A 14653-nucleotide genomic window follows, 5' to 3' on the forward strand; every position below is an offset into this window, starting at 1 on the left:
GGGTTAGTCCGCTAACGCATTTTATTCCAGAAAGCCTCTTCCAGTTTTTTGCTGGCAGAGTAGCCATTTCTGGTCTGCATGGTGCGATTGGCGTATTTATAAAGTTCGGTTTTTAGCTGTTGTTTTTCGGTTTGAGAAAGTGCTTTCCCGCCTGTCAGTTTTTGCAAGGCAGCGAGCGTGGGCCAAAATCGGCTCGCATTACCCGAGGGTCCGCTATCCGCCAACCGGTTACTCAATTCATTCCCAGCAAGTTGCATTTGCGCCTGCTTTATTCTTATTCCCGGATGTTCCAGAAAACCGAGCACCTCCGCGGCAAGTTGCGCCGTCGTTTTCTGATCATATTGTTTTTTGGTGTTAAAATCGGCGGCCAGTTCTTTCAGTTCACCAGTGAGCCGCTTTTCGTTTTCCTTGATTGGCGGCGGATCGTAGCCACTTTTTTTCACATAAGTACGCGCTTTCTGCTGTGCCGATTTCAGGTATTCAAGCGCCTTATTTTCGAATGGGATTGCCTTTTCCGGCTCAAAAGTCCGCAAATGCAGCTCCGATTGCCACATTTGTTCCAAAGCCATCTTTAGCAAACTGCGCGTAGAAGCTTCGTAAAAAGTATTGGTTTCCGCGTCGTCGTGCGAGTGGGTATATTGCTCCATCAATGCGGCCAGCGGATCTTTTGATTCGGTATCAGAATGTGCCTTTCCGTGATCGTGGCCGTGATTTTCTCCCACTGCTTCTATCGAACGCTGCTCCGCGCCTTCGCCGGTACCGTCGGAATGATGTGTAAATGCATCGACAATATCGCCACCTTCTTCAGGCGCTGCGCCGCCGCCGATATTGGTTTCGAACTCTTCGCCGAGATACTGTCCGTACCGCAGCCGCAGCAATTTCTGATCAAACCCGATTTCGTTGGAAGCTGAATTAAATGCCTGTTTTGAAAGCTTTTTCCGGCGAGCCAGTAACTTTTCAGTGTCAATGATAATCTGGCGCTGACTTCGGAAATACTCGGGCATAATGTTCACCGCCATTGTCGCCAATTCCGCTTCTTCAATTTGCGCAGTATCCTTATATACAATGAAATAAGTATCCGATTTGGTGAAATTCGCTTCGGGCTGCCTGTTATCTGCGGCTGCCCAATAGTAATACAATTCGTCGCCCGGGCTAAAATTCAGCGCATTCAGATCAATCGTTTTCTGAATAGTCGCTTCCCTGAACTGCGCAGGCGTAAGCGGATATTTGATCTCACGAAACTTCACATTCTCACCGGCACCCCGCGCCACCGTAGCCACGATATATGCCTGACTAACCTGAAAATCATCTGATATTGTCGCCGAAACGCGGATTGACTTGCTGTCTTTCAGCAAATGATACTTGTAAAGTTCTTTGGAAGCGGGCTCTATTTTAGGCGCAAGATCGGGGATCGCTTCCAGCTTATAGAACTCCGACTGGTAGAAAAGTGAATCTTTGAGATAAGCTTTGATCGTGTACAAACCGGAGCCGGTTATCTTATCAGCATATTCAAAATCGCCAGCTTTCTTTTTAAATGCAACTTCCTCCCCGCGCATATTTGCCAGCTTGACAGTTATCTCCGCTGCATTACTAAATTGAATATTCCACCTCAGTCGCGAGCCGGCAATTGTGCTTAAATTGAGGTCAGCAGACTCGCGGGCGGGTAAGTGGGTATAAACTGGCGGCTGCACAAAAACACGCGCAGAAGCGAGCTTGGGCACTTTTTCAGGGTTTGATTTTAGATTTTTTTTACTTTGAATGTACGTACTGTTTGCGGTGTTTGCTCTGTTTTTTATTTGAGGTATAAAAAAATAAACTGCTGTCGCTGCTAGTAAAATCGCTGCGTAAGGTCTCAGTTCAATATATAATTTGGAGTATGGAAACGTAGCTTCCCGCACACTGATCCTTTCCAACTGCATTTGCTCTGCTATATTCAGCTCCTCTTTTTCAAGCAAATGCAAACTATATTCCGAATCTCCGGTGTATCTGTGGATCAGACTGATCGCAGCATGTTTTTTGTTTTGATAAATACCTGTTTTCCAAACACCAAAACAGAGCGCCACCCAACCGGCGATGCCCGCATAAATGCCGGGTGCAAAGGCAGCTACAAGCAAATATGCCGAAACCGCCAGCAGTACGCAACGGATCGCGGCAGCTGTATAAAGCTGGTTTCTTACCGACAATACAAGTTTTCGCAGTTTACCCATAGGTCGGCAAAGTTGTTTTCCGCAATGCCAGCCACCTTTCCAGCATTATTAGCAAGATAAAAAACAGCAGCAGCCAGCGTCTGAGATGGGTTGCTTCAAATTCCCCCGCTGGTTTTGCCTCCACGAAAATACTGCGCAACTGTTGTGTACTCAGCATTCCGTTGTTCGCGGCCAACCCAAAATGAGCCGCCATTTTCTCGCCAAGAAACTCGGGCAGCCTCCCGTTTTGTACTAGTTCGGAGGCAGGTAACCTTAGCGAATCTGGCAGATAATGCACATTACTTTTCCTCTGGACCGGCTCTTGCTTACCTGAGATCACATAAATGGTTTGCGGATTTATAGTGGCTGGAAGCTGGTCTGCCAGTATCCAATCGTATTTCCGACTTGCATTTTCACTTTCATCAATACCAAAAGGAATCTTATAAACCGTTTCCAGCGTCGCAATAGCCGCTTTTACAGTCTGCCTTTCCAGGCTATTTTTAAATTTCACCAAAACATAAATCGGTCCTGAATGCTCAGGTGCAGACGCAAAACGATAACCCGCCGGCTCAGACTCAAATGCTTCTAAAATATCAGTTTCAGGACGAATAGCTAGCTTCTTTCCGTCACTGGTCAGTAAATATGAAAGAGGCTTGCGGCCGGTGGTATCGAATGCAGGATACAAATCGAATGCGCCGGGCACATAGATTTTGGGCTGATTCAACATTCCTTGTCTTGAAGCCAAATAGATCTTGAACTTAACACCTGCTGCTGGAATATCATTTATCGTGTTTTGAAGGTATTGAGTAGGATTATTCACTTTCGGTATGCTAGTGACACGCTCCATTTCCACAGCTTGCTTGTCTACCCAAACCACTTTCTCACCTTCTTTCAATGCATTTTCGAGTTCAAAACGATATTCGTTCACCACAGCCGCATTCGGCTCGACGATATGGATGGTCTTGTCTGCAATGTTATTTTCCCGGAGATTGAATATAGGCTGGCTCAGGATCAAGGCCAGTAACAGGATCAATGCACAGCGAACCACCAGGAGCAAAATTTCATGCAATCGGATACCGCGGTGTTTCAGGGAGGTTTTTTCAAATAGCCAGCGTGAAGCCGCCCATTCCAGCACCTTTCCCTTTTTTTGATACCAAAAATGGATTGCAATAGGCATTACTATACCGGTGGCGCCCCATAACATCCACGGTTGCAGCAATTCCATCAGCCTTTTCTTTTGGTTAAAAATGCTTTCAATACCATTCCGATCGGGTCTGTCAGTTTAACGGTGATCAACTGAACCTGCGGCAATTGCAACTCCATTTTGAGGTTTTCAAAATATTCACTCAGCGATGCCCTGAACTTCTCCCGCACCGAACTTGCATCCAATTCCACTTCCTGACCGGTTTCCAGATCTTTGAAACGATAGAAACCTTCCAAAGAAAAATCGGCCTCCTGCGCGCCCAGGATCTGAAAAATAACGATCTCACGATGTGGATTCGCAAGCGAGCGGATCATTTGCAGCCATTCATTATCAACCTGTAAAAAGTCGCTTACGAAAATGAGCTGCTCTTTCTTCTTCGATTGCAGCTCCAAAAATTTGCTACCCCGCTCCCCGTCCAAACGCCACTCACCGGAAGCAACCGTTTTTTCCAGTCCAACCAATATCTTTTGAAACGCCTGCCGACCAGAAGCACCTGATCCAGTTGCACTTAACGTTTCCACCGAGCCGTTTTTCAAAGTATACAAACTCATTTGGTCATTCTGAATGTAGCCAAGATAAGCAAGTGAAGCGAGCAGGATCTGCGCATAGTGCAGTCGGCTCACACCATTTTCGCTATAATTCATCGACCCGGAAAGGTCGAGCACAAACCGGATCTGCCGGTCACTTTCGGTAGCAGATTCGCGCACCAAATGCTTGTCTGTCCGCGCAAACAGCTTCCAGTCAATGCGTTTCGGATCGTCGCCGGGCTCGTAATGCCGGTATTGCTCAAACTCAATCCCAATCCCCGACCGCTTACTCGAATGCACCCCCAGCATCAACTCTTCACTAACCAGCCTCCCGGTCAGTTGCAGGTTTTTGAGCTTTATCAAATTGGATGCCAGTAAGTTGGGTTGCTTTTGCATTGGTTTGTTTGGTTTACCCTCATCGTTGAACTCAACCCCCTGCCTCGTTGAGCTCTTACCCCCTGCCTCGTTGAGCTATTACCCCCTGCCCCCTGGGAGGGGGTTCTAAATTGTTGCTGCTCTTCCCAATTACCCCCTACCCAATTTGCCCCCTGCCCCCTAAAGGGGTTTATTGCGAGCTCCAAAGGAACCCCCTCACAGGGGGCAGGGGGTATTGCTAGAACCCGCAGGGGGTACTGCTAGAACCCCCTTTCAGGGGGCAGGGGGTATTGCTAGAACCCGCAGGGGGTACTGCTAGAACCCCCCTTTCAGGGGGCAGGGGGTACCCCTTTCAACAACTCCCTCACTACCTGATCACTACTGATATTCTCCGCTTCTGCCCGGAAATTCATGGCGATTCGGTGGCGGAAAACGGGGTATGCCAGTGTTTGAATATCCTCCGGGATCACTGCAAAACGCTCATTCAGAACAGCCCTGGCTTTGGCACAAAGTACCAGCGCCTGGCCTGCGCGAGGGCCGGCGCCCCAATCGCACCATTCTTTTACGAACTCCGAAGAAGTACTTTCCGGTCTGGTAGCGCGCACCAGTTTGTTGATCCACACGATCAGCTCGTCGCTGATATGCACCTGCCTGACCAGATTTTGCAGGTCGCGGATATCTGCATCAGACAATATCCGATCGACTTTTGCTTTGAAAGAACCCGTCGTACTTTTCAGTACATCCAGCTCTTCCTGCTCGCTCGGATAATTCAATTTTATATACAATAAAAACCGGTCGAGCTGGGCTTCGGGCAATGGATAAGTGCCGGCTTGCTCGATCGGATTTTGGGTGGCGATGATCAGAAAAGGATCCGGCAGCTGGTAATTGTCGCCAGCGTAGGTGACGCTTTTTTCCTGCATCGCTTCCAGTAATGCAGCCTGGGTTTTGGGCGGAGTCCGGTTAATTTCATCAGCCAGTACCACATTTGCGAATATAGGTCCGCGGTTGAACTTGAAAAATTTCTTCCCAGTTTCATGGTCCTCCTCCAATATCTCGGTACCGACAATATCCCCCGGCATCAGATCCGGCGTAAATTGGATCCGCTTGAAACTCATATCCAGCGCCTCCGACATCGTTTTGACCATCAAAGTCTTCGCCAGCCCGGGCACACCTTCCAGCAAACAATGCCCCGAAGCCAGCAGCGAAATCAGTATCTCATCAATAGCCTCCCGCTGCCCGACAATAACCTTGGCAATCTCCTTTTTGAGTAATGGAAGCTTTGCAACTAGTGATTTGTAATGGGTTAGGTCGTTGTTGGTAGTCATTTTTGGTCATTTTTGGTCATTTTTGGTCATTAGGTCATTTGTTGTTGGGGTCGGAATGGTTCGACTTAGTTCGGGATTGTTCAGGATCGTGTGTCTCGTAATCAATAAAAACATCAATGACTACTAATGACAACAAATGACCAAATGACAATCCGAACCACCTCGAACAATCCCATCCTCCCATCCTCCCTTTCCTCCCTTTCCTCCATCCTCCCCCCTACCCCCCCATCAAAGCATACATCACAATATTAACCCCGAACCTCGTATTATCAACAGCCAGAAAACGCTTGTTCCGGAAATCGTAATCCCATTCGCAGCCGTAATCTTTGTTGCTGTACAATACGCCGATGCGGCCGTTAATGGTGATTGCTTTGAGGTAATCGTGTACCAGGTCGTCGCCCCAGCCGTTTAGCTCGAATGAGGTGGTTGGGGGGCCGTCTTCAAATTTGAAGAAGGCTGAGTAAATAGGATGATTGTTTGGGATTTTCTGTAAAGCTTTCGGACCGAATGTCCGCTCCATTTCCTGCTCGAAGGATTTGGCAAAAAGCCCGTCAATATCGTGGTTGCAATCGTCGACAAACACGAAGCCGCCGTTTTGCACATACCGCCGGAAATGGTCGCGCTCCTGGGCCGAGAACTCTACCAGTTTGTGCCCGCTCAGGTAACAGAATGGACTTTTAAATATTTCATTACCATTGAGTTGTACAATCTTTTCTTTTTCGTCAATAGGTATCGTGGTATATTCAACCAGCGAATGCAACAGGTTGGAAGGCATTCGCTGGTCGGTGTCCCAGTTTCCCGAAGTGTATTGAATACGTGTGAAAAAGAAAGGCTTCAATACTTAAACCGCGTCCGAAAGTGATGAAAATGTAAATTCCCTGATCTTCATAGGTGGTATCAGGTAGTTCCGCTCGGATTCGGTACTCACCACCCGTTCTGCTTTGCCCAAAGTTTCCAGGTTGTTCAGCATGATCACAGGACTTTCATTAAAACGGAAGTTCTTGACCGGATGTTTGATCACCCCGTTTTCAATATAAAAGGTACCGTCGCGGGTAAGTCCTGTCAACAGTAAAGTTTGCGGGTCCACTTCACGAATATACCAGAGCTTTGTAACCAGAATACCTTGCTTCGTCGATTTGATCATTTCCTCCATCGTAGCCGTGCCGCCTTCCATAATTACATTGCTCGGAAAAGGAACGGGCTTTACATTGTTCTTTTGCGCCCAATAGCGAGAATAGACCATATTTTTGACCACTCCCTTCTCGATCCAGTTCATCTTGTTAATAGGTAACCCCTCGCCCGACCACGGTGAACCGGGCAAATCCGGATGCGATGGATCGGAATAGATATTAACCCTTTCGTCGACGATCTTTTCGTTCAGTTTGGTCTTGCCGCCGGGCTTGCTCAGAAACGACCTGCCTTCGTCAGCACTTCTCGCATCGAAATTGAAAAAGATATTTTCCAGTAAAACGGCAGCCGCCGTCGGTTCGAGGATTACCGTGTATTTGCCTGGCTCCAAAGCCTTTGCGCCCACCGAGCCTTTCGATTTTTGTACTGCAATTTTAGTCGCAGCAATTGTGTCCAGCTTTTTAGCATCACTATAACCTCTTGCTACATAACCCGAGCCTGTTCCATCAGGTGTTCTCACAGTGAGTGAAAAATTGACGCCGGTACTCGGGTAATAGGCAAATAATCCTTTCGAATTCATCATCGCGGAATAACCTTTCTGATTATCCAGGAAACCGGCGGCGGTCAGGTTTTGGGAACGCGTGATATCGAGGCTGTTACCTACCGCCGCAGCGCGGAAATCTGCATTGATCGCGGCCGTTGAGTCAAAATACCCCTGACTTTTTTGATAGGTCTGCGGTTCAAGTACACTGATATATTCCGGATTTTCAGGAGCCAGCTGCGCGAGCTCTTCGGATCTTCTTACTACTTTTTGCAGGGATTCCTCGCTGAATTCGTCGATGGTGGCCACACCCACCTTCTTACCAAATGCGGATTGTACGGACAAATTCTGGTTGATCAGCGAGCCGCTGGTGGACACTTCGTTTCTTGCGTAGCGAATGTTGCCCCTTTCCTCCCCGAGAATATTCACTTCGCATTCATCCGCTTTGGAGTAACTCATCACTTTTTGCAATAATGCCTTGGCTTCTGATTCCGATAAAATGATTGACATGGCTGAAACGGTTATATTTTTCTGGCAGTATTGATCACATTGACTCCATTGAAACGCGCTGTCGAGCTCCCGTGAGAAACCGCGCTGGACTGCGACGGCTGGCCTTTTCCATCAAAGAAAGAGCCTCCCAAACGGTAATCCTTTTCATCACAAACCTGCACACAAGAATTCCAAAATTCCTGCGTATTGGACTGATAAGCCACATCTTTCAGCATCCCAACGATTTTACCATCCTTAATTTCGTAAAAAAGCTGACCGCCGAACTGGAAATTATAACGCTGCTGATCGATTGAAAACGATCCGTCACCAATGATATAAATGCCTTTTTTGACATCTTTAATCATTTCATCCACCGACAGTGGCGCTTTTCCGGCTGCAAGCGAAACGTTCGGCATTCTTTGGAATTGGACAGAACTCCAGCTGTCCGCATAACAGCAGCCGTGCGATTCTTTTTCACCAATTATATGCGCCTGATCGCGGATAGCCTGATAATTGACGAGCACGCCGTCTTTCACCAGATCCCATTTCTTAGTATTTACACCCTCATCATCCCAACCTACCGCACCCAGTGAACCTACCTGCAATTTGTCGGCGATCAGGTTAACCTGCTTGCTGCCGTATTGGAAGTTTTTGGATTGCCATTTGTCGAGCGTCGCGAAGGAAGTACCTGCAAAATTGGCCTCGTAACCGAGTACGCGATCCAGTTCCAGCGGGTGACCAACCGATTCGTGAATGGTCAGCCACAAGTGCGACGGATCGAGAATCAGATCATATTTGCCCGCCTCAACCGATTTGGCCGTCAGTTTTTCCTTGGCCTGTTTGGCAGCCGCGGTGGCATCTTCCAGCATATCATAACCCATATTATAACGGGTCGTAATGCCAGTTACCTTGTCGGCCGGGTTGGACTGTAAATAGTCGTAACCCATTCCCATTGGGGAACTTAGCGCATTCCTGGTTTCAAATTTTCCACTTTTTGGGTCAATGCTTGTGATATTGAATATCGGCCAGATCCTGTGGACATCCTGATCAATATACGATCCGTCGGTTGACGCGAAATATTTTTGTTCGTTTACTAAAAAAAGCACCGAATTCACATAATTGGCGCCATTTTTCATCGCCGCGTCGTTCACAGACAGCAACAGATCTACTTTTTCTTTAATTGGTACCTCAAAACCGTTTTTTTTGATCGGCGCTTTCCAGCTTACTTCTCCAAAACCCTTCTGAGGAGCGAGCTGAACGGGTTCTTTCATAAGCCTGGAATTGGCTTTCGCGATTGCGACGGCATCTTCGGCCGCTTTTGCCATTTGCGCTTCGTTGTTCACATCCACGACCGCCGCAAAACCCCAGCAACCATTGGCGATCACGCGCACACCTACCCCATAAGATTCGGTATTGACGATATTCTGGACTTTATCTTCCCGCGTCACCACATATTGATTGAGGTACCGGCCAATGCGGACGTCGGCATAGGAAGCGCCTTTGGATTTGGCTGCATTGAGAGCCGCGTCTGCCAGCCTTTTCTTGACAGCCACGTCGGCGCCCGGTTCCAGAAATGCTTCCGGGGAAACGGTTCTGCCCATTGCCAGGCCGGGTAACATGAACGCTCCGGTCCCTAACCCAGCCATTTGAATGAAATCTCGTCTTTTCAAGGTATGTATTGTTTGCTAATAGTGACTCAAGAATGCAATTCTACACTGCGTCGGACAAGCTTGTAAATGTAAAGTCCCTGATTTTCAGCGGAGGTACGAGGCTTCCACTCGCGCGCACCGGCTTTCCGATCGCCTCTACATTGTTCAGCATAATCACCGGACTTTCATTAAAGCGGAAGTTTTTGACCGGATATTTGATCTGCCCGTTTTCGATATAAAATGTCCCGTCGCGGGTGAGACCGGTATATAGCAAAGTTTGCGGATCCACAGCCCGGATATACCAGAACCGGGTTACCAGAATGCCTTTTTCTGTTCCTTTTATCAAATCCGCAATCGATTCGTTTCCACCTTCGAAAATAAAACCTCCTGCCGGCGGGGTGGCTTTAACACCTTGTTTCTCAGCCCAGAAACGGGAATATGACATATTTTTCACAACTCCTTTGTCAACCCAAACCACCTTTTCCTGCGGCCTTCCGTCGAAGCTGTAAGGTGCGCCAGGAATTTCGGCATTCATTGGGTCAGAGTAAATGGTAATGCGTTCGTCGAACAGCTTCTCGCCCAGCCGGGTTCCTCCTCCTTTTTTACCTAAAAAACTTCTTCCCTCGTCCGCACTTCGTGCGTCCATACTGCGCATCATATTGAGCAGCAGGTCTGCGGCGGCGGTCGGTTCCAGGATAACGGTGTATTTCCCCGGCTCCAATGCTTTGGTATTGGCGGAGGCCAGCGCTTTCTGCATCGCGATCTCGGTAGCCGCTGAGGTATTCAGTTTGGACGCATCGTTATAATCCCGGGTCACGTAACCCGACCCTTTTCCATCAGCAGTGCGGACCGTGATCGAAAAGTCTACCGACGTACTTTTGTTGTATCCAAAAAGGCCCTTATTATTTCCCATTGCTGAAAAACCCGCGCTGTCTTCCATATATCCGGCCGCCGTCAGGTTCTTTTTCACGCACGGATCAATACTGTTGAATGCTGCCTGGGCGCGGTATTCCGGGTTAATGTCAGCTGTGCTTTGCGCAAATGCTTTGCCTTCTGCATATTGCTGGGCTCCCAGCATCGGTACATATTCAGGATTATCGGGGGCGAGTTTCGCTATCTCCTCGGCGCGACGCACCGTTTTTTCCAGCGACGCGTCGTCAAACTCATTGATCGTAGCTGTGCCCGATTTTTTCCCGTAAACAGAAGTCACCGAAAGTGAAAGATCCGAAGTTTCCCCACTCGTAGAAACCGAATTCCTAGCATACCTGATATTTCCGGTCCTGTCCCCCGACAGCCCGACACTGACCTCGTCAGCCTTCGAAAACGCCAGGACCTTATCTATAATTTTCTTCGCTTCTTCTCGTGTAAGTATCGCCATTTTTCATTGATGGTCATTGATGGTCATTTTTCTGATTTACCCCCAACCCCCTGGGAGGGGGCTTTCTAGTTCAGTAGTAGCCCCCTTCCAGGGGGTTGGGGGTTGAACCCTTTCCAGGGGGTTGGGGGTACCTTCCTCCGTTCCTCCTTCCTCCCTTTCCTCCCCCTCCCTAAATCTTCCTCCCCGTATTAATCACATTCACCCCGTCAAACCTTGTTGTGGAACTGCCGTGGGAGACTGCGCTTACCTGGCCGGGTTGCCCTTTTCCGTCGAAAAATGAGCCGAAGGTGCGGTAATCGTCTTTGTCGCAGAGCTGGGTGCAGGAGTTCCAGAATTCCTGGGTATTGGATTGATAAGCGACATCGTCGAGCATTCCGGCGAGTTCGCCATTTTTAATCTCGTAAAAAACCTGACCGCCAAACTGGAAGTTATAACGCTGCTGGTCAATGGAATACGAACCTCTGCCGATAATGTAAATACCCTTTTCCACACCTTTGATCATATCCATCACGCTGCGCTTTTCACTGCCGGGTTTCAGGGAGATATTCGGCATGCGCTGGAACTGCACCGAAGACCAGTTATCCGCATAGCAGCATCCGTGCGACTCTTTTTCTCCTATTATTTTTGCCTGATCACGGATCGCCTGGTAATTCACCAGGATACCGTCTTTGATAATATCCCACTCTTTGCAAGGCACGCCTTCGTCGTCGAAGCCGACCGCGCCAAGCGTGTGCGCCTGCGTTTTATCCGCTACTATATTGACCAGCTTGCTTCCGTAAGCGAAATTTTTCGATTGCCATTTATCCAGCGTCGCAAAGCTTGTCCCGGCGTAATTGGCTTCATAGCCCAGCACACGATCAAGCTCGGTCGGGTGACCTACCGATTCGTGAATGGTCAGTCCAAGGTGATTTGGGTCTAAAACGAGATCATATTTGCCAGCCTGTACCGACTTAGCAGTCATTTTTTCCTTTGCCTGTTTCGCTGCAACGATCGCATCTTCCACCATATCGTACGAATTGCGATAGCCCACCAGCCCGTTTGGCCCGGCGATTTTCTCTGACGCGATTCCGTCCAGGTATTCGTATCCCATTCCCATCGGAGAGCTGATCGCGTCGCGGGTTTTGAATTTCCCGGCGGCTTTATCAGTCACAGTTACTGTGAAAGTTGGCCAGATCCGGTGAATATCCTGGTCTATAAATGAACCGTCGGAGGAAGCGAAGTACTTTTGCTCGTTGACGAAAAAGAGATTGGAAGTGACGAAACTGGCGCCATTTTCCATCGCTTTCCCGTTCACATTCATCAACAGGTCGATCTTCTCCCGGCTCGGAATTTCAAAGGCATTTTTGACAATGGGCGTTTTCCACGTTTTGTCCCCTACTCCTTTTTGCGGCGCAAGTTCAACGGGTTCTTTCTGAAATTTAGAATTGGCTTTTGCAATCGCCACAGCCGTTTCGGCGCATTTAGCGATTCCGTCTGGGGTAACGTCGCTGGTGGCCGAAAACCCCCAGGTACCATTTGCAATTACGCGGATCCCGATCCCGTACGATTCTGCATTGACGATATTCTGCACCTGCTTTTCACGCGTGAACAGATATTGTTGCAAGTATCTTCCAATCCGAACGTCGGTATAGGAAGCTCCCTTACTTTTCGCCGCATTGAGCGCCACTTCGGTAAGTTTCTTCTTCGCAGCAGCGTCGATCCAGGGTTCAAGGAGTTGCAGTTCATTGATAGAGCTGCCTGTAACCGGTATCTGGGGCAGCATCATAGCGCCGATTCCCATTCCGGACATCTGCATGAAATCTCTTCGTTTCATTTGATAAAGTTTGGTCTTTCCGGGTAAAGATGAAGGATAATTTTGTACAGGAAAGGCTTCACAATGTAATGAATATATTTTTTTGCCAAATGTTGCTTTGGCAATTTTTTATCGGAGAACAAAAAACGCCGATTATTGCACAGGCTGGATAAAGAGATGGCGCAGCTCCTGCTCGTCCCAGGGCTTATTGATATATCTGTGAAAGTACCCTTTACTGGCTGCGAGCATAATTTCGTCGGTGTAGGCATTGCCAGTCATCAGCACACGCACACTGGAAGGGTATTTGAGCGAGGCTAGCCGGAGAAATTCAAGCCCCGTCATTTCAGGCATTTGATGATCGGCAAATATGACATCAATTTCCTCTTCTTCCAGGATACGAAAACCCTCAACGGTTGAATCGGCAAGAAAGATCTGCGCGTCGCGTCGGAATGCTGCCTTGAAAGAATTCAGATTATTAACTTCATGATCGATGTAGAGTATACTCATGGGGCTTTTTAAAGAAGGGGTGACACTGGCGCAAAATTCTCAAAATATCCTTTCCGATAACAAGCATTCAAACCTGTACTAGTAAAAAAATTCAAAAAAACGATGGATCAGTAGTCTAATTTAAAACCGTTGGATCATATCTTATTTATAGTCAGCTATATAAAAGCCGGTGACTTATTTAACGGTAACGTTAAATGGGTGTCACCGGCCATTCTGCCTACCGGCCAATAGCGGTTCCTGCTAACCTGGGAAGTACATTTTTACCAAAAAACTCAATATACTCTGCCTGGTTGCGGCCCACATTATGTACGAATATTCCATCGAAACCGAGGTCGGAAAGGCGCTGTAAATAATCGATATAAACTTCTGCTTTCTCGGAAATCAGCAGGTGCTCGTCCATATCCGAGGGTTTCATATCGTTGGTAGCATTTTCAAAATCGGCAACCTTGCGGAAATTTGCGCATTTTTCAGGGGCTAGTGTATTAACCCGCCATTGTTCAAAAGCATTTTGCCGCGCAATATCCATCGTGTCCGCCCAGCTGATATGGACCTGAACATATTTAGGTTTGTTGGCCCCGCCGCCTTCGTTGAAGGCCTGCATGACCTGCTTCAATACGTCGATGGACTTGTTGACAGTCACCAATCCGTCCGCCCAGGAGCCCATCCAGTGTGCGGTTTGGGTAGTAAGTGCAGCACCGAAGATCTGCGGAGGCGTTTCGGGCAGCGACCATATTTTAGCCTCGTCGGTATAATGGTACCCTTCCTTGCTGGTCACCGTTTCGCCGCGCCACAATGCCCGGATAATATCCGCAGCCTCCTTAATCCGCTCATTTCTTTCTTTTTTATCAGGCCAAACCGGCGATACCACCATTTCATTCAGCGCCTCGCCACTTCCCAGAGCGATCCACTGAAAACGGTTGGGAGACATCTGTGCCAATGTAGCCGCTGCGTGTGCGACCACAACGGGATGAAAACGCCAGCCGCCCGGAATACTGAGCGAACCAAAAGGGATACTGTGCGTAGCTTGAAGCGCGGCACCCAGCCACGACCAGCAATGCCCGGAATGCCCCTGTTCGCGGCTCCATGGATTCAAATGGTCGGAACTCATAGCGGCCCGAAAACCGCTTTCTTCGGCCATTTTTGCAAACCGCAGTAATTCAGATGGTGAAAATTGTTCGTGTGAAGCGTGGTATCCTATCTTGGTCATAGCCGGCTGAATTGTTGAATATCGCTGCCGCTCACAAATTTTATGCCGGGTGCCGGTCAATAACCTGGACAGACAGCGAAAAACGCATTCTGACTTCCGTCGGGAGCATTTGAATGTCAGCACCTTATAAAAAAGCAGTGAAATTTGAATAAAAAATGCTTGCGAAGGAGAATATTAATACTAGTTTTGCACCACGTTTTTCAGAAAAGCACTGGAAAATAAATTACGGTTTGGTAGTTCAGTTGGTTAGAATACATGCCTGTCACGCATGGGGTCGCGGGTTCGAGTCCCGTCCAGACCGCAAAAGCTCAGAGAAATCTGGGCTTTTGTTGTTTTAATTCACAA

11 protein-coding genes and 1 tRNA gene are annotated in these 14653 nt (G+C 48.2%); 1 reads left to right on the forward strand and 11 read right to left on the reverse strand.

The genetic code is table 11. The features are described from left to right. Positions 1-11: 11 nt before the first annotated feature. From KOD92_RS02250 to KOD92_RS02300, 11 genes are all read right to left on the reverse strand, one after another. Positions 12-2207 carry a DUF4175 family protein gene (locus KOD92_RS02250; protein WP_215231892.1) on the reverse strand — a complete coding sequence of 732 codons (2196 nt, stop codon included), beginning with the start codon at positions 2205-2207 and terminating at the stop codon, positions 12-14. Further along, positions 2200-3411 carry a BatA domain-containing protein gene (locus tag KOD92_RS02255; protein WP_215231893.1) on the reverse strand — a complete coding sequence of 404 codons (1212 nt, stop codon included), beginning with the start codon at positions 3409-3411 and terminating at the stop codon, positions 2200-2202. The genes KOD92_RS02250 and KOD92_RS02255 overlap by 8 nt, the downstream gene beginning before the upstream one ends. Continuing rightward, positions 3411-4313, reverse strand: coding sequence for a DUF58 domain-containing protein (locus KOD92_RS02260; protein ID WP_215231894.1), 903 nt, complete (start codon positions 4311-4313; stop codon positions 3411-3413). Before KOD92_RS02260 ends, KOD92_RS02255 begins: the two co-directional genes overlap by 1 nt. Before the next feature lie 308 nt (positions 4314-4621). After that, positions 4622-5617, reverse strand: coding sequence for an AAA family ATPase (locus KOD92_RS02265; RefSeq protein ID WP_215231895.1), 996 nt, complete (start codon positions 5615-5617; stop codon positions 4622-4624). 217 nt (positions 5618-5834) lie between these two features. Further along, positions 5835-6455: a DUF4159 domain-containing protein gene (locus KOD92_RS02270; RefSeq protein WP_215231896.1), complete on the reverse strand. Its 621-nt coding sequence runs from the start codon at positions 6453-6455 to the stop codon at positions 5835-5837. 3 nt (positions 6456-6458) lie between these two features. Continuing rightward, the gene (locus tag KOD92_RS02275) at positions 6459-7796 is read right to left on the reverse strand and encodes a TldD/PmbA family protein (RefSeq protein ID WP_215231897.1); all 1338 of its coding nucleotides are present in this window, start codon (positions 7794-7796) and stop codon (positions 6459-6461) included. 11 nt (positions 7797-7807) lie between these two features. Further along, a complete protein-coding gene (locus tag KOD92_RS02280; protein WP_215231898.1) occupies positions 7808-9445 on the reverse strand; it encodes a TldD/PmbA family protein in 1638 nt (545 codons plus the stop codon). A gap of 40 nt (positions 9446-9485) precedes the next feature. Continuing rightward, entirely contained in the window at positions 9486-10802 is a 1317-nt protein-coding gene (locus tag KOD92_RS02285; RefSeq protein ID WP_215231899.1) for a TldD/PmbA family protein, read from the reverse strand. A gap of 169 nt (positions 10803-10971) precedes the next feature. Then, positions 10972-12615: a TldD/PmbA family protein gene (locus KOD92_RS02290; RefSeq protein ID WP_215231900.1), complete on the reverse strand. Its 1644-nt coding sequence runs from the start codon at positions 12613-12615 to the stop codon at positions 10972-10974. Between the two features lie 132 nt (positions 12616-12747). Beyond that, the gene (locus KOD92_RS02295; protein ID WP_215231901.1) at positions 12748-13101 is read right to left on the reverse strand and encodes a response regulator; all 354 of its coding nucleotides are present in this window, start codon (positions 13099-13101) and stop codon (positions 12748-12750) included. A gap of 217 nt (positions 13102-13318) precedes the next feature. Then, positions 13319-14308, reverse strand: coding sequence for a TIGR03885 family FMN-dependent LLM class oxidoreductase (locus KOD92_RS02300; RefSeq protein ID WP_215231902.1), 990 nt, complete (start codon positions 14306-14308; stop codon positions 13319-13321). A 227-nt stretch (positions 14309-14535) separates the two neighbouring features. Between KOD92_RS02300 and KOD92_RS02305 the strand changes: the two genes are divergently transcribed. After that, positions 14536-14609 (forward strand) — tRNA-Asp (locus tag KOD92_RS02305). Positions 14610-14653: the final 44 nt, after the last annotated feature.

It is taken from the genome of Dyadobacter linearis (genome assembly GCF_907165045.1).
In the GTDB taxonomy this organism is placed as follows: domain Bacteria; phylum Bacteroidota; class Bacteroidia; order Cytophagales; family Spirosomataceae; genus Dyadobacter; species Dyadobacter linearis.